Below are 16,806 nucleotides of genomic sequence, written 5' to 3' on the forward strand. Positions count from 1 at the left end.
TATATAATACTCAACTACTCGTCAAGATAGAATTCCCAAGATAGAAAAAGGGGGGGGAGCAGTACTAAATCTGCCTAGCCCCCCTTTCTTTCTAGAACAACTTACCTTGTGTATAGAGAATCGTTGAGATCCTCTTAATCGCATGATCATAACAAGTTTGTCTAAGTGATTTATTCGCTCCAAAATAGAGTGGATAAATGGTTCTCATTGTCTTCTCCATCTTAGTTAGAAGCTGCTCAAATACCTCTGATTCGCTGTAGTATTGCGTCTCACGACCTTGCAGCCATTCAAAGTAAGAAACAATAACTCCACCAGCGTTAGCCAAAATATCAGGAAGGATAAGTGTGCCTTTAGCAGCTAATATTTCATCAGCTTCACCTGTGATGGGTGCATTAGCTCCTTCAACAATGATTCGAGAACGGACTCGGTTCACATTGTCCATACGAATCTGATCTTCTAGTGCAGCTAATACGAGCACATCCACATTTAAATATAGAATTGCTTCTCGATCAAGAATCTCAGCCTGAACACCTGCCTCACGGATTTGTTCCAGAGAAGAGGGGAGATCACCTAGATTATTGGCTGTGTAATTGGTAAGTGCAGAGATGTCTATTCCAGCTGGATTATAGAGCGTAACATTACGGTCACTAACCGCGATAATTGTATTGTTCAAAAATTCACAATTATAAGCCTCAGTAGCCATCACGGATCCTACATTACCAAAACCCTGAACGGCCAAGGTTAACGGCCTATTCAAGCAGTTTAAGGCTGTTGCCGCTTGACTTTGAGAATGGGATAACTGTTGAAGGTTCTTATTCAGATAATCATGCAGCAAATATCGGAGTGTGAAATAAACTCCCTTGCCGGTAGCTTCTTTACGACCAAGAGAGCCGCCATTAAGTACGCTCTTTCCGGTGAAACTGCCCAAATAAGGCTTTCCGTATTGAATGCTTTTATATTCACTCATCATCCAGTCCATCTCACGTGCACTAGTTCCCACATCAGGAGCAGGAATATCTTTATCTGGACCCAAAATTTCGGCAAAATACTGCACGTATTTAGCACAGATCTGATGCAGCTCTTTTGTCGAGTACTGCCTAGGATCAATGGCAACCCCACCTTTTCCACCACCGAATGGAACCTCATGAAGAGCATTTTTTAAAGTCATTAGAGCAGAGAAGTTAACAACTTCTTCTTCATTTACTGATTCGTGAAAGCGAATACCGCCCTTGTAGGGACCAAGTGTATCATTATGCTGCATACGAAAGGCAGGGATACGTTCAATTTCTCCATTTTCTCGTGCGACTCTTAGATACGATTTATGGACATGATTTGGGGTTGATAAAATTGTAATAAGTGAGTTAACGGCTTTGGTTCTTGCCTCATCTTTGAGTTCAGGTATGAACTGGGGGTCGTCATGCAGGTCGAGTAAAGATTTTTCAATAACGTCTGTTGTTGTTTGTTTAGCCATAGCTTCGATCACCTCAATGATTAATTTGGGCCGTTTTAAAAAAGCACGGCAAAATGGAGACGCTATCAAATAACAGAAAAATTAAAAGATAGTAATCCTTCATCTGTATCTCATGAATAAAGATGACACCTCCACGTTCATGATAGCCTTGCTGTTTATATTTTAGATACCTGTATATTACATGTATACAACTTATTAATAAACCCGTCAACCATCAATTATAAATATTGTTCTAGATTCGAAAAATTTGGCAGTGCAATAAAAGATATTACGACAAATCTTAATTTAGCCATTGACAATAATTATTAGTTTGGATATTTTATAGACAGGTAATATACAGGTGTTCAAAAAGGGGGGACTTATATTGACCGAAGTTTTTAATCGAATGAAAAGAGAGCGCTTTATTTATTTATTGTTACTGCCAGGTCTTTTATATTTTATTATCTATCGATATCTTCCAATGGCTGGATTGATTATTTCCTTCCAGGATTATAATCCTTTCGTAGGAATTTGGAAAAGTGATTGGGTAGGATTCAAGCATTTTGCACGGATGTTTGAAGATGGCGAGGTCATCCAGGTTCTAATCAATACGCTGCAAATTTCAGTATTACAAATTTTCGTAGCGTTCCCCGTGTCTATTATTCTGGCGCTGATGCTCAATGCACTGCGTAACGAAACTTACAAGAAGCTGATCCAGTCAATGGTGTATTTACCACACTTCTTGTCTTGGGTCGTAGTTGTCGGGATCTTCGTCGTATTCATGCGTGGAGAGGGCTTGATTAATTCCATCTTGGCGCAATTCGGAATCTCCCAAATTCCATTTCTAACGGAGCCAGCACTCTTTAAACCGATAATTGTTCTTCAAACGATCTGGAAGGAATCAGGTTGGGGGACAATCATCTTCTTGGCTGCTCTATCAGGGGTTAACCCAGCTTTATATGAAGCAGCCGTCATAGATGGCGCCTCTAGATTCCGACAGTTATGGCATGTGACGCTGCCAGCTATTCGAGGTGTTATAGTCACTCTATTTATTCTGCGATTAGGCAGCGTTCTCGATACCGGGTTTGAACACATCTTCTTAATGCTAAATCCATTCAATATGGATTCCGGTAATGTGCTAGATACTTATGTCTACTATAAGGGGATTCAACAAGGAAATATTAGCTTTGCTACATCCGTGGGAATGTTCAAAGGAATCATCGGACTTATCCTCGTTGTAAGCGCTGACAAATTAGCGAAGCGGCTAGGTGAAGATGGGTTATATTAATTGGTTTGGAGATCAGGACCAGGAAGAAGGGAAATTTACCTATGGACACAAGATCATATGTGGAAAGAATATGGGACTGGTTTAACGTCATAGCCCTGGCGGTGATTGCAGGCTTGATGCTGCTCCCATTCATACATATCTTTGCGGTATCCTTCTCATCGTTGGAGGATGTGTTACGGAAAGATTTTATCCTATGGCCTACAAATTGGACGATAGATTCCTACAAGGTGATCTTCCTATCCAAGCAATTCATTGGCTCGCTGGGTGTTACGGTTACTATTACGGCAATAGGTACCCTTGTTAGTTTGATACTTACAGCATCCATGGCCTACGCTTTAACTCGCAATATATTGGGGCAACGGGTAATCCTGCTCATGGTTATCTTCACCATCCTTTTTAACGCCGGGATGATCCCCGTGTATCTGGTTGTTAAGTCGACGGGTCTTATAAATTCTTTATGGGCATTAGTTATTCCGGGAGCAATTAGCTCATTTAATCTGATAGTCATCAGGCAATTCTTTCTTAGTATTCCAAGTGAACTGAGTGAAGCCGCATTAATAGACGGTGCGAATGAAGTAAGAACATTCTGGTCGGTTATACTCCCTCTATCGAAGCCAGCTCTGGCTACATTTGCTTTGTTCTATGCCGTCGGTTACTGGAACAAGTATTTTGAAGGGATTCTATATTTGAATGATGCGAGGAAATGGCCCGTTCAAGTCGTCTTACGCCAAATGGTAATTATGAATGAGACGACATCTACAGTGGGCTCGGATGTAATGCTGCAATTAGAGAATCAGCCGCCTCCTGTGACGATACAGATGGCTGCGATTCTAGTAGCGACATTGCCTATTCTCGTTCTGTATCCATTCCTGCAAAAGCATTTTGCTAAGGGGGTGATGATCGGTTCAGTGAAGGGTTAATGTTAAGCATCGTCAGATAATGAATGCAAGGCTGCTTCACCATTAATTGTCGGAGGGGATCAATTAAATGAAGTTCAAAAAGCTGACCATGTTGGTAGTTATTCTACTATTAGTATTCATGACTGCATGTTCATCCAGCAAGGATAATAATGCGGCAACGAACAAGAACACATCAACAGCACCAGGACCAGATAAAGTGGAGGAAAAATATAAGATTACCGGTGCAACTTATATCTTCGGCAACCCACCTCCATCAGGGGGCCGTGGGCAACAGATGTTAAACGAGAAGTTTAACGTAGATTATTTCGCGGAGAAGATTCCTAGTGAGAACTTTGTAGAGAAAATCACGGCGATGGTCGCAGGCGGTAATATGCCGGATCAGATTAGCTTTCGTGCCGCGAATATCGAATTGTTCAATCGCTGGGCGAAGCAGCAAGCTTTTCTACCCCTTAATGAGTACATTCAGGAATTTGATTATTTGAAGGAAATTCCTGATGAACTTTGGCTGCCATTTACGGTGGGTGGCAAAATCTATGGTATTCCGACATGGTCTCCAGTGGAGTCTCAGTCATTCATAGTACGTAAAGACTGGTTAGATCATTTGGGTCTGCCCGTACCTACAAGCTATGAAGAGCTTAAACAAGTAGCTATTGCATTTACGAAGAATGACCCTGATGGCAACTCGAAGAACGATACTTATGGTTTAGCTATTGGGCAAGATATAAACCCTTCATACGCGATGGGACCCTATTGGCAGAACGATACTTGGTATCACAAGGATGCGGATGGCAACTTTATCCCTGGTATGATCTCAGAGGGCCGTAAAGAACTGATTCAATTCTTCGCCGATCTGTACAAAGAGAAAGCACTTACCAGTGATTTTGCTGTTGTGAACTGGGCAGATACGAATAATGAATTCTATTCCAGTAAGGCGGGCGTGTTCCTGATTGCCGTACGCGGAATGTCTCAGGATTACATGGATGCATTGCAAAAAATTGATCCTTCCGCAGAATTCGTCGTTCTTGAGCCATTTGAGGCTACTGACGGTTCCAAGGGCTTAACAGCGGGTCCTGGTTACTCTAGATTTCTAGCGCTAAATGCTAAACTGGCTGACGATCCAGATAAAGTGCGCAAGATGCTTGAGATCCACGGATTCTCACGTCAATATTACCCAACATCTACAACTACTTCAGCTAATGAAGATTTCGATTGGTACTACGGTAACGAGGGTGTTGGCTACAAATTGGACGAGAATAATGTCCGTGTACCTCTTACTGAACCAGGCAGCGGTACAGAGCCATTCTTGTACTTTATAGATAGCACAGCATGGGTAGGTGCTGAAGATGACGCCGAATTCCCGCTTGCTTACACGAATTCGAAATTAAGAGAAGCTACACAGCAATTAGTAGATATCAATAAGTCATATAAGTTGTATTATCCACCGAGCGTAGGCATCATTTCTGCTGCTGAGACGGAGTCCGGCGCTGAATTGAACACCTATTTGATCAATGAACAAACCAAGATGATCACAGGCAATCGTTCTATAGATGAGTGGGATGCTATGGTTCAAGAATATTTGAAACGTGGTGGTTCGAAGATCATTGAAGAATATAACACGGTCATTAAGGAACGTGGATACACAGAGCATATTTGGAAGTAATGTTTAATGTATACAGGGAATATGCTGAGGCTCAGGCTTATCTCAGCATATTCTCATCATCTAAATAAAGGTTGTGAGAGCGATGGGAATGGCAAGGGTAGGCGTATGGCTAGATAAAGAGGCCATGGAGCATAGACATCAATACGGGGTTAATGTATTCCAGACATATATTTATGAGATTATGAACCACTCGGGGATTACGTACACGACACTTAACCATGTAGATCAGATCAATCGCGAATTCGTAGATGTTGTCATCATTGCATTGGCTAGTGAGCAGCAAGCGGATAATAATGTGCTTTGGAGTTTCATGGTAGAAGGTGGAATTGTTATTTCCTATGCAGGTCTAACTGCACTTTCTTCTAAATTAGGATATAAGCCAATGAGAGAAATTCCAATAGCTTACGCTGATTTGACTGCTTCATGGTACGAAGATGTCAAACTGCGTGGCTTTGATTATCGCCCATGGGTTAGAGGAAATACAGATGACTCGGATATTGTTAGTAGTAAAAGCTACGGTTTGATTCATCAGGGAAGTCCGGATGGAGAAGTTTGTGGAAATGTCATACAAAGCTTCCGTATCGGTGGAGGTCGATTGGAGCGCTGGGCACTGGATATTCCAGCAACTATTGTTAGACTACAGCAAGGTAAATCACCAATTGTGACCGATGGCTTGCCGGCGCCAGATGGAACAGGCGCTGTGGATGATTGGATTCTAAAAGCAGATGACGACGTACAACAGGACTGGGAATATGATCGGCTAATGACTGAGACTGGAATGAACTATTTTGCACATCCGTATGCAGATCTATGGAAACAAGCTTTTGCAGGGCATTTATTGAGTGTTGTTACAGAGCAAGGACTTATATTGCCATTCGTCGATTATTGGCCAGAAGGCATCCAGCAGATTGCAATGATATCCCATGATAGTGATCATAACATAGATGAATCAGCAGAGATCGTATTGGATATTTTGAGAGAACAAGATGTACAGAGTACTTGGTGTATGATCGAGCCCGGTTACTCCCCATATTTATACGATCAGATTAAAAATGATGGCCATGAATTGGCTATGCATTATAATGCATTACCTCTGGATAACGGCTTCTGGGATAAAGATGAATTTAGTAGACAACACGAATGGTTTAAATCGGTAACGGACTTTCCTCATGCAATTTCAAATAAGAATCACTATACTCGCTACGAGGGATGGGGGGAACTATTTGATTGGTGCGAGGAGTATCAGATAGCATCAGATCAGACTAGAGGACCGAGTAAAAAAGGTAATGTTGGCTTCCCATTCGGGACTTGTCATCCTTATTTTCCAGTGGCTTGGTCTGACCAGGGTAACCGAATTTACAATGTGTTGGAAATCTCTTTTTTAACTCAGGATCTGAATCATAATGCTCTAGCTGACAGCAGTGTGATTACTCCATTCCTAGAAGGTGTAAAGAGAGTTCATGGAGTTGCCCACTTCTTATTCCATCAGGTACATATTTTGAAGCAATTGCCTGTACGAGAAGCGCTTATCGAGGTCATTACTGAGGCGAAGAAGAAAGGATTTGTATTCTGGACTGGCAAGCAAATCAATGATTGGGTAAGAGCTAAGCGCCAAATTAAGATACATGGTATTCGTGAGAATAGTCAAGTTGAATTCAGTAATCCAAGTCATGTAAGTCATGCTGTAGTTTGGGTTCCCCTACTAATGGATGAGCAGCCCGACTCTGGAGATGTGCAATTGAAGTTTGGGATACGCTGTAAAAAACAAGTATTGACAATATAAGAGGTAGTTCAAAAAGTCCGCTTTTGATCACGAAGTGAATCAGGAAGTAATTCGACATCGAATCTTGAATTCAGCCGGGCCCTCCGGTGCTCACGTACCAACTACGTACGCTCCGCTCCTCAGGCCCTAGCTTCATTCAACCTTCTCGGTGCTGAAAACCGGCCTTTTTGAACACATACTATAAATGAGGTGAATTGAATTGACACATTCTAGTAGACTCGCGATTCACGGTGGAGAGAAAGTAAAGACAACACCTTTTGGGACAGGAAAGAGGTTTGGATCGGAGGAAGCGAAAGAATTGTTAGAAGCGTTGGAGCAGAATACTTTGTTTTATCATTTTGGCGCTAAGGTGAAGCAATTTCTAACGGATTTCAATGAAATGTATGAAGTGCCGTACAGTGTTGCAACGTCCTCAGGGACAGCAGCTATCCATGTGGCTTTGGGTGCAGCTGGTATTACTGTAGGTGATGAGGTTATTACTAGTCCAATCACAGATTACGGTTCAATTATCGGAATTTTATATCAGAATGCTATTCCAGTATTCGCGGATGTAGACCCGCATTCTTACAATATGGATCCTGCATCCATTGAAGCACACATCACTCCGAGAACGAAAGCGATATTAGTAGTTCATTTGGCTGGCAACGCATGTGATATGGACCCGATTATAGAGATAGCCAAGAAGTATAATCTTAAAGTGATCGAGGACTGTGCACAAGCGTATCTGACAAAATATAAGGGACAGCTCGTTGGAACGTTTGGCGACTATGGTTGTTTTAGTACTAATGACTTTAAGCATATTTCAACAGGCGATGGCGGGATAGTAACCGTTAATTCGGGTGACAAAGAGGATTATTATCGCACACATGCGTTTGCAGATAAGAACTATAAACGAATTGGAACCAGTTTGGATCGTACTCCGAGCAGCCTGGCACCTAACTATAGAATGACTGAACTGCAGGGTGCTGTAGGTATCGCCCAATTGAAAAGGTTAGAATGGCTGTGCGGTAGAAGGACAGAATTAGGCAGCGCGCTAACTGAAGGGCTGAAGGATCTTCCACAGCTAAGCACGATGGAGGTTGCCCCGGATAATTGCTGCACGTACTGGTTCTACATGTTCCGACTGGTTGATGGTAAATTGAACTGTACACGAGATGAATTCGGTGCAGCACTTGATGCTGAAGGTATAAAGAATCGCTTGGGTTATATACCTTCTGTAATCTATATGCAGCCGATGTTTCAGAATAAGCAGGCCTATTTAGATAGCCAATTTCCTTTCGATTTGACTGGTGCTGACTATAAGCAAGGCGATTGTCCTGTGGCGGAAGAGGTTCTGCGGACTGCAATTCAAGTTCCAATCAATGAGTTCTATACGGATCAAGATATAAGGGAAACCATTGAGGCAATTCGAAAAGTCACTTTATTTTATTCTAAATGAGGTAGTTCACACGCACTAAATAGGTGTTATTGGAGGTGAGTCGGCAAATGAGTTTCACGGATTTAGGTATTCCGGTAGATGCTGTGGAATCGAGGACTGCGGCAATATGTATAAACGATGCTAACGAAAGTAGAGTCGTCATTGCGGCAAGAGGATTTCTACTTGTCGTTGACATAGAGACGGAGGAATGTACCCAGTTACCCTTCCCTAATCATTATATTGAGTATCCGTATGATTGCTTCGCAAGTGATAGCGGGATGTTCTATGTGGGCGTGGGGAATATGTTCTATGCCGTTGATCCGTTCCGGCTCATCTATGTGGGTGCCATTCAGGTTAGTGAGAGAGACGAGTTATGCGGATTTGGCTATGCCGAGAACAGGGAGGGGCATATCTATATGGCCTCATACCCAGAGTGTCGTCTATACCGTTATCGTCCCAATGAACGGGACATCCTTGACTATGGCAGTATGGATTCCGAGCAAAAATATCCTTCTCATATGGCTGTAGATGCTTATAATTGGGTCTATCTTGGAATAGGTACGGCTAAAAAGAACATTATTGCCTACAATCCTCATAGCGGAGAACGCCTGACTCTGCTCAGTGAAGAACTGAGGACCATCGGTATCGGGCAAGTTATACAAGCGGGAGATCATCGGGTTTATGCGCTCTTAGGAGAGCATTGGGCGAGGGTCGAACAGGGAGTGGTTATCGAGCGGCTTCTAGATAACCAGCTCCCTGCTTCACTTTACACGGGGACGAGCTTTGATAAGTTTCATCGCCAACTGCAAGGAGAATGGAAGCTCCTTCGTCACAGTCTATCGAATCGTGAGCTAGTGCTGAAGCATAGAGAATCTGAACAAGTAAAGGTGATTCAGCTAGTGTATAAATCGGAAGGAGCTATGCTGTCTACTTTGACTGTAGGACCGGATTCACGTATATACGGAACATCGATGCATCCTTTGCATTTCTATCATTATAATCCTCACCGCCAAAATCGAGCAGAAGAGCAAGATCCGCTGATTAATGGGGGGCCACATGTGATTCAGCATGGATTCGGTGGGAATATAGCAGCTTATGCTGTGCAGGGGAACCTGCTGATTGGAGCGGCTTATCCTGGAGGAAGACTCCATCTGTATGATGTAACAAGACCGATTCAGTCCGAGGAGAGGCAAGTATTATCGAATGGACAGCTGTCTACGCGTAATCCGATTTGTGTAAGTTCGCATGAAGAAATCCATCGGCCCAGATGTGTGGTTGCGCTACGCGATCAAGAGCATGTGTTGTACGGCGGGTTCCCTGGTTATGGAATGGTAGGAGGGGCTTTATGTTTATATCATTTGCCATCGGGAGATGAATGGCTCATACCGAACTCGGAACTGATCGAGGAACAAAGTACGGTCTCGCTTGTCGAAAATATGAACGGCATCTTAATTGGCGGTACTAGTATAGAGACACCTGGAGGCGCTGAACCTAAGGCGCACTCTGCTTATATTTATACCTTGAATTTGCAGAAGAGGATCGTTATGAACCGCTGGATGATTCATGAAGGGATTCGCGAATATACTCTACTGCTGGTAGGTCCTAATGGATGGGTTCATACTATAACCTCTTGCGCTAAGTATCTGGTGTGGGACCCGGTTCGTGAGGTTCTATTGCATGAAGTAGATTTGTCGGCTTGGGGGAAAGTATTGAAGGAGAGCTGGGTTCTGTGTGAGGAGGACCAATGTATCTATGGGGTAATGGGCAAAGCAATCTTCCGTATCCCTTTGAGCAGCCTGCAACCGGAACTTATTTCTACTCCGGAAGGGGAGATTACCGCAGGTTTTGCTAAGGTAAATTATGAACTTTACTTTGGTATCTCTGCGCATTTGTGGAGCTATTCGATTAAGGAGAGGTGACGAGCATGAGCTATCGATTATCAGAGCTATCCAAAGATTATTTTCCAAATTTATTAGATGGGATTCATAACATACATGATTGGGAAGAGAAGAGAACGCGAATTGCGCGATTATGGGAGCAGTGGATCGGATGGATGCCCGAGCTAGTCCGGCCGGTTTATACTATACATTCCGAGCTGCAGAAGTCAAACCATGTACGTGTACATCTCTCTTATGAAACTGGATTCGGGGATCGAGTATATGCATACTTGCTTATACCTGGCCAGGAAAGAAACCCACAAGCCAAGCTATACCCGGCGATGCTGGCACTTCACCCGACGGATGCGAAAGGCAAGGACGATATTGCGACGGATGAGGGGAGGGAGAGTCGTAGATATGCGTTAGATCTTGTCTCACGAGGTTATGTTGTCCTGGCGCCGGATACAATTACCGCAGGCGAGCGCATTTATGAGGGGGCAGAGGCATTTCAAACCGCTCCTTTCTATAGCGAATTTCCTCATTCGACAGCGGTGGGCAAGATGATCCACGATCATCAGCAGGGAATTGAACTATTATTAGACCTGCCTTTTGTGGATTCCAAACGAATCGGTGTGATTGGACATTCACTAGGTGCTTACAATGCGTACTTCTTAGCTGCAGTAGATGCACGGATTAAAGTTGTTGTCTCCAGTTGTGGACTATGTCCTTTCACCGATGACCCAACGCCTAATCGATGGGGGCAGCGTGATTGGTTTACACATATCCCTAAGCTTACGGACGTCATGCAAGAGGACAGAGTTCCGTTCGAGTTTCATGAGATCATGGCACTTACTGCTCCCAGACCGTTATTCAACTGGTTCACTCAGAATGATCTGATCTTTCCTAATTGGCAAGCTGGGGCGCTAGCTTCAAATAATTTGGATGCTCTATATCGATTTTTAGGACATGAAGATTGTTATGTATCTCTGCTAGGAAATGGCGGACATGACTTCCCGAAATACATTAGGGAATTGAGCTATGAATTTACGGATCGTTGGCTTAGGAACAATGAATCGTTTATAATATAGAAAAATAATTGCCTATAGTAGGAGCGGATTGTTTGTGTTAAGTAGAAAAAACGAATTCTTAATACGTTATCAGACTTTGAGAGACGATCTGCGCGGTGAAATATTAAGCGGTAAGATTAAGCCAAATGAATATATATTACCTGAGAACACGCTAAGTCAGAAATATAATATTAGCCGAGTATCCGTTCGTAAGGTATTAGCCGAACTCGTAGAAGAGGGGCTTATTGAGAAAATCACAGGTAAGGGGAATCGGGTCACTATTCCTAAAGATGGTTTGCCCGTCAAGGAAAAGATTAGACTCGCATGGTTCTCCACTTCTTATGAATTAGAAATTGTTAAGGAAATCATCGGGAAATATAATGCTTCTCAGCCATTTGCCGAGGCTGAACTCTCTATTATTCCCGAATCTAGTTATATGGAGAGTATTACTCAGCTCATTGAGGGTGAAGACGGCCCTGATGTATTTATGATTTCAGACAGCCATTTTAGACAATTGCTAGATATGGGAAAGGCTCATCTCCTTCATCCTTATTTGTCAGATAAAATGGATCCACAGACAGATAGTTATCCCAAGTTGTATGAATTATTTGAGTATGATGGACAGCCGATAATCACTCCCTTTTTATTCTCGCCTGTTGTAGTTTGCTATAACAAAAGATTGTTCGAACAAGCTGGTATCAGCGGTCAGGATCCTATTCATAACTGGACAGCCTTAGTTGATACGGCTAAGTCCTGTACCAAGGATACAGATGGGGATGGCCGGATCGATCATTATGGATTCTGCTTCTCATCTTCTCCTCATAGATGGCCTGTATTTATGCTTCAGAATGAAGGAACACTGATTTCCGATAATAATGAATGTAATATAGATAATAGAAATACAATAGAAGCATTGCAATTTTGTCTGGATTTAATGTATAAGGAACAGGTCTCGCCGATTTATTCGCATGGTAGTGAGTATATGGCTGAAGCTCTATTTGTGAAGGAACGGGTAGCCATGATCCTTAGTACGTATTACTTCATGAATGAATTCAGAGGAAGCACAATGCAATGGAATGTATGTCCGGTACCAGAACAGAAGTCGGAGGGAACTTTGCTGCTAGGAGGCGGACTGGGTATTAACAAGAATAGTCAGCGCCTGAAGCTGACAGAGAGCTTCGTTGATTTTATGGTTGGGACTGAGGCCCAAACCTTAATCAAGAAGCTGGGCTGCACGATTCCCGCGTTAAAGCATGTAGCTGAAGACGATTCATTACTTGATTGGGCGATACACCCTAAGAACTATAATGTGTTTCAGGAGATTATGCCGTATACTAGGACATTGCTTGAATTAAAGATGAATACGAGTGAGTTCGATTTGCTGCGGAATGAGATGCAATTGATGTGGATGAACATAGAGGGTCCCGGGGAGGCTTGCGGGCGAATTGTACAACTTATTAATGAGCGGCGAGCCCAAGTTATGGATTCTGTTAGTTCTAAGGAATTGCAATGAGATGAATAAATTAGAAGTACAAAATAAGGTGTGTCACGTACGTCATTCATATGACCCGTGCACACCTTATTTTTATGAACATTTGTACATTACCTACAAAATATTCTCCTTCCGGGGAGTATATGGTCTATCTAATTTACATAAATATGAACATCATTTGGTTCTCCTATAATAATCCGATGCAAGAATAAAGATGTTGTACAAGTCATTATCAATCGGAGGGAAATGATGAACAAATTATATGGAGTCATCTCCAAATGGGTAAAGTCAGGGATTGCTCTATCATTGGCACTATCGATTCAATTGGGATTAGGTCAAGAGGTTCCGTCTGCTCATGCAGAAGGACCAAGTGATCCTGCGCCGTTTATTGCGGCCAAGGTCATTAATGAGAATGCCGGAAAAAAAGTGCTCTTCGACAACACACACGGTCAAACGTCAGGTGCTGCGGATTGGGTCATCGACGGCGGCTTCTCGGATTTCGGTAATGCGTTGGCTAATCGTGGCTATGATGTGAAGGAGCTTCGCAAGTCTACTTCATTTACTTATAGCGATCTGAGCAATTACTCGGTGTTCATCGTTGCCGAGCCTAACATTCCATTTAAGCAGAGCGAGCAGCAGGCGATGAAGCAATATGTAGAGGCAGGAGGCAGCATTTTCTTCATTGGCGACCATTATAATGCGGACCGCAACAAGAATCGTTGGGACGGTTCGGAGTCTATCAATGGGTATCGCCGTGGAGCTTGGGAAGATCCAGCGAAGGGAATGAACGCTGAGGAGAAAAATTCAGCAGCGATGCAAGGCGTTGTTAGCTCTGACTGGCTCGCGGACAACTTTGGCGTACGCTTCCGCTATAACGCACTTGGCGATATTACGGCTAATGATATCGTTGCGCCGAACCAAGCCTTCGGCATTACGCAAGGGGTATCTACGGTAGCGATGCATGCCGGTTCAACATTGGCGATCATCGATCCGAACAAGGCAAAAGGGATTGTCTACTTGCCGAAGACGAAGGATGCCTGGGCTAGTGCAGTGGATCAAGGCGTCTATAATAGCGGGGGCAAGGCTGAAGGCCCGTATGTTGCCGTATCCAAGCTCGGCACGGGCAAGGCAGCATTCATTGGGGATTCCTCGCCTGTAGAGGATGCCTCCCCAAAATACCTGCGTGAAGAGACAGGAACCAAGAAGACGACTTATGATGGCTTCAAAGAGCAAGATGATGCAACACTGCTCTTGAACTTGGTAGATTGGCTGTCGAAGCAGGAGAGCTATACGAGTCTGGATCAAGTGAACAACTTACAGCTTGATACGAAGACAGAATTGCTTCCGTTCGAGACACCTGCCGCTTCAACTGAGCCACAGGCCGAACCATGGTCTGCTCCAGCTGCTGGCTATAAGTGGTGGGATTCATCGACATTCAAACCGGGTTCGTATGGTGGACCAGCGGCAACGGCGAATGCAACCTATTCGTTCGTGCATCAAACGGTTCTTCCGAACGCACAGGACTTCCAAGTCCGCGTTGCGGTAGATCATCTGCCGGCTAACTCCACAGTGTCAGGCTTGAGTGTCGGGATTTATCTGACTGGCGGTACACAGGTGGCCAAGGTTCAGAATGCAAATGGAAGCTGGCCATCAGCTTATGGATATAGCGAGACGTTTAGTGTGACTTCGAACAGTCAAGGCCGTGGATATAAGGATCTGACGGTTCGCATTAAGCCAGGTACAGCAGGGGCCGCCAGTCTTCGTCTAAGACAGAATGGCAATAATTTGTTGACTACATCGGTATCATTAGCAGATGTACCTGCCGAACCGCTTCCGGAGGAAGGAGACCCTAACCAGATTCCGGCATTGAGCACGATCGCAGAAGGAAGAAGCAAGTCGGAAGGAAGCCTCGTTACGCTACAAGGTACGATTACGACTGAACCGGGCGTGTATGGGGGACAAGCCTTCTACATGCAGGATGAGACCGGAGGTATATACGTATTTCAGAGCACCAGCGGATTCCATCAAGGGGATGTTATTAAGATTACCGCTCCTCTAGCGCTTTACAATACGGAGCTAGAGCTGGCCGATCCGATTGCGATCGAGAAGGTGGGAACAGCAGAACTGCCTCTGCCGAAGCAGGCTGCTTCCGTTAATGCCGATAATCAAGGCCAACTGGTTGAATTGAAAAAGGCAACAATTCATAATATTATCACTGCTTCACCGGCAGGATCCTTTGAATTTGATGCGGTAAGCGACGGCATCAGCAATCATGTCCGTGTTGATGCAAGAACAGGCATTCAGCTGGCAGATTTCCCTTATAAGGAAGGCCAAATCGTAGATATGAGAGGGATTTCCGCTATTTTTAAAGGCGTATATCAATTGAAGCTGCGGGGAGCGAGCGATATCTCTCTTGCGGAAGCTGCTTTAGCGCCAGTAACTTCAGTGGCACTGTCTGAAGTACCTAATGATCACGACTGGTTCAATCGGGGTGTGGTGCTTACTCTGACCACTGATAATCAGGGGTCTGGCGAAGTAACTACGAAATATGCAATGAATGGCGGAACAGAAGCAGTCTATACAGGACCTGTCTCTATCACTACCGAAGGAATCAACACGGTTCGTTATTATTCGGTTGGTACGAATGGTCTTGTAGAAGAAGCCAAGTCGATTGAAGTCAAAGTAGATTTGACCGCGCCTTCGGCGGTTCTAACTCAATCGGGGAAAGCTGTAGGCGACGTACTGGAGCAGGATGTACTGAAATTTGAGCTGGTCAGCTCGGATACAGGTTCCGGGGTAGCTACGCAGCAGTTGTGGGTAGATGGAAGAGAAATTCAAAGTGGACAAATAGTATACGCGAAGGACCTTGGTGTGGGCGCTCATACTGTGAAATATGTGGTAGCAGACTTGGCTGGCAATGTAACGGAGAAGAGTATTGCTTTCCAGGTTGGCCAACCGCTTGCGAAAGGTGCTCCAGGTACTCCTGTATTATCCTCGACGAGCGGACATTCTAACGGACTGCGGGACGGAAATTATAAGATCACAATGAATTTATGGTGGGGCAATAACGGTACGGAGTTCAAGCTGTATGAGAATGGCGTACTGATTAGCACAAATGAATTAAAGGATGTATCGCCATCAGCTCAGTCTGTAAGCATTGATATTACCGGCAGACCGAATGGGACTTATGTCTACACGGCAGAGCTGATCAATTCGCAAGGAACCACGAAGTCCAATCCGCTGACCATCGTGGTTGCCGATGCCGCTCCTGGTAAGCCGGTTCTGTCACAGGACAATTGGGATGGCGACGGCAACTATAACGTATCGATGAATCTGTGGTGGGGGACGAATGGTTCGGAGTATCGTCTCTACGAAAATGGGGTATTGGTTGATACACAGATTTTATCGATCAACACACCTTCCGCCCAACGGGCAGTTACTAAGGTAATTGATAAAGCGATCGGATCCTACGAATACCGCGCTGAACTGGTGAACGCCGCAGGTATCACCTCCAGTGAGACCGTTGTGGTTCGTGTAACGAAGTAGCGGAAAGACGTAACTAATAGAGTAGACAGTTAAGGGGATGTCCCAAGTCTTTATAGACTTTAGGGGCATCCCCTCTTCTTATGTGATTGTTCAAGATGGCATATTAATTTATGAACAGGAACTATTACGGTGTTGTCGAATATGAATTTAATAAAGGGAATGGCTTCGGCCAATCCCTTTTTGAACAAGCTTCGCATTGAATGAAGACCACCATCACTTAAGTAGCCCCAAAACTGCAAAAGTACATCTTTTTTCGCTTACCGCATACTTAGCTAACCATATTCCTGCAAAAATGCAGTTATTTGA

At 44.0% G+C, this 16,806-nt stretch carries 10 protein-coding genes; 9 read left to right on the forward strand and 1 reads right to left on the reverse strand.

What is annotated here, in order from left to right; genetic code table 11:
* Positions 1-91: 91 nt before the first annotated feature.
* Positions 92-1,471 carry a Glu/Leu/Phe/Val family dehydrogenase gene (locus EI981_RS02270; protein WP_126995060.1) on the reverse strand — a complete coding sequence of 460 codons (1,380 nt, stop codon included), beginning with the start codon at positions 1,469-1,471 and terminating at the stop codon, positions 92-94.
* A gap of 385 nt (positions 1,472-1,856) precedes the next feature.
* On the opposite strand from EI981_RS02270, the gene EI981_RS02275 reads away from it, so the two are divergent.
* The 9 genes from EI981_RS02275 to EI981_RS02315 all read left to right on the forward strand — a co-directional run bounded on the left by EI981_RS02275 (position 1,857) and on the right by EI981_RS02315 (position 16,500).
* A complete protein-coding gene (locus EI981_RS02275; RefSeq protein WP_127004268.1) occupies positions 1,857-2,738 on the forward strand; it encodes an ABC transporter permease in 882 nt (293 codons plus the stop codon).
* Positions 2,739-2,779: 41 nt separating this feature from the next.
* On the forward strand, positions 2,780-3,658 hold the full coding sequence (locus tag EI981_RS02280; protein WP_126995062.1) for a carbohydrate ABC transporter permease: 879 nt from the start codon (positions 2,780-2,782) through the stop codon (positions 3,656-3,658).
* 67 nt (positions 3,659-3,725) lie between these two features.
* Positions 3,726-5,318, forward strand: coding sequence for an extracellular solute-binding protein (locus tag EI981_RS02285; protein ID WP_126995064.1), 1,593 nt, complete (start codon positions 3,726-3,728; stop codon positions 5,316-5,318).
* A gap of 82 nt (positions 5,319-5,400) precedes the next feature.
* Positions 5,401-7,101 carry a polysaccharide deacetylase family protein gene (locus tag EI981_RS02290; RefSeq protein WP_126995066.1) on the forward strand — a complete coding sequence of 567 codons (1,701 nt, stop codon included), beginning with the start codon at positions 5,401-5,403 and terminating at the stop codon, positions 7,099-7,101.
* 199 nt (positions 7,102-7,300) lie between these two features.
* The gene (locus tag EI981_RS02295; protein WP_126995068.1) at positions 7,301-8,539 is read left to right on the forward strand and encodes a DegT/DnrJ/EryC1/StrS family aminotransferase; all 1,239 of its coding nucleotides are present in this window, start codon (positions 7,301-7,303) and stop codon (positions 8,537-8,539) included.
* A gap of 47 nt (positions 8,540-8,586) precedes the next feature.
* Positions 8,587-10,437, forward strand: coding sequence for a hypothetical protein (locus EI981_RS02300; RefSeq protein ID WP_126995070.1), 1,851 nt, complete (start codon positions 8,587-8,589; stop codon positions 10,435-10,437).
* A 5-nt stretch (positions 10,438-10,442) separates the two neighbouring features.
* Complete coding sequence (locus tag EI981_RS02305; RefSeq protein ID WP_126995072.1) at positions 10,443-11,483, forward strand: dienelactone hydrolase family protein; 1,041 nt, start codon at positions 10,443-10,445, stop codon at positions 11,481-11,483.
* Positions 11,484-11,517: 34 nt separating this feature from the next.
* Complete coding sequence (locus EI981_RS02310) at positions 11,518-12,975, forward strand: extracellular solute-binding protein (protein ID WP_126995074.1); 1,458 nt, start codon at positions 11,518-11,520, stop codon at positions 12,973-12,975.
* Between the two features lie 225 nt (positions 12,976-13,200).
* Positions 13,201-16,500 (forward strand): chitinase N-terminal domain-containing protein, encoded by a 3,300-nt coding sequence (locus EI981_RS02315; RefSeq protein ID WP_472794707.1) that lies wholly within the window; start codon positions 13,201-13,203, stop codon positions 16,498-16,500.
* Positions 16,501-16,806 lie beyond the last annotated feature (306 nt).

This window comes from Paenibacillus lutimineralis (assembly GCF_003991425.1).
GTDB lineage: Bacteria > Bacillota > Bacilli > Paenibacillales > Paenibacillaceae > Fontibacillus > Fontibacillus lutimineralis.

What these genes read in the sequence shown, in the direction of transcription:
- EI981_RS02270 (WP_126995060.1), bottom strand. Translation starts at nt 1,471, where the DNA reads ATGGCTAAACAAACAACAACAGACGTTATTGAAAAATCTTTACTCGAC.
- EI981_RS02275 (WP_127004268.1), top strand. Translation starts at nt 1,857, where the DNA reads ATGAAAAGAGAGCGCTTTATTTATTTATTGTTACTGCCAGGTCTTTTA.
- EI981_RS02280 (WP_126995062.1), top strand. Translation starts at nt 2,780, where the DNA reads ATGGACACAAGATCATATGTGGAAAGAATATGGGACTGGTTTAACGTC.
- EI981_RS02285 (WP_126995064.1), top strand. Translation starts at nt 3,726, where the DNA reads ATGAAGTTCAAAAAGCTGACCATGTTGGTAGTTATTCTACTATTAGTA.
- EI981_RS02290 (WP_126995066.1), top strand. Translation starts at nt 5,401, where the DNA reads ATGGGAATGGCAAGGGTAGGCGTATGGCTAGATAAAGAGGCCATGGAG.
- EI981_RS02300 (WP_126995070.1), top strand. Translation starts at nt 8,587, where the DNA reads ATGAGTTTCACGGATTTAGGTATTCCGGTAGATGCTGTGGAATCGAGG.
- EI981_RS02305 (WP_126995072.1), top strand. Translation starts at nt 10,443, where the DNA reads ATGAGCTATCGATTATCAGAGCTATCCAAAGATTATTTTCCAAATTTA.
- EI981_RS02315 (WP_472794707.1), top strand. Translation starts at nt 13,201, where the DNA reads ATGATGAACAAATTATATGGAGTCATCTCCAAATGGGTAAAGTCAGGG.